Below are 337 nucleotides of genomic sequence, written 5' to 3' on the forward strand. Positions count from 1 at the left end.
GGATGACATGACGGGCGATACCGATGCCAGCTTTTTATTTACCACCGATGAGTTTGTCTCTGGGCACCTTTACCCGCAAAGCCTGGGAAGAATCCATCGAGCCCGCCATTAAAAAAGTGGTGGAATCCCGCCGTAATGAAATTGATTGGGTATTGAGCGATAACCAGCATGACCTCAGCGAGGACATCTCCCCTGAAGCCTTGAAACAACAATTAACTGACCGTTATTTTGCTGATTTCTCCGATAGCTGGCTTAACTTCCTCAACAGCTTACAGTGGCGCCAAACCGAAAGTTTATCGGATACCATTGACCAGCTATCCTTGATGAGCGATGTGCG

General features: G+C 48.1%; 1 pseudogene. It reads left to right on the forward strand.

What is annotated here, in order from left to right:
• Positions 1-337: pseudogene (locus PROVRUST_RS18305) on the forward strand (ImcF-related family protein); the annotation flags it as partial.

It is taken from the genome of Providencia rustigianii DSM 4541 (assembly GCF_000156395.1).
GTDB classification, from domain to species: domain Bacteria; phylum Pseudomonadota; class Gammaproteobacteria; order Enterobacterales; family Enterobacteriaceae; genus Providencia; species Providencia rustigianii.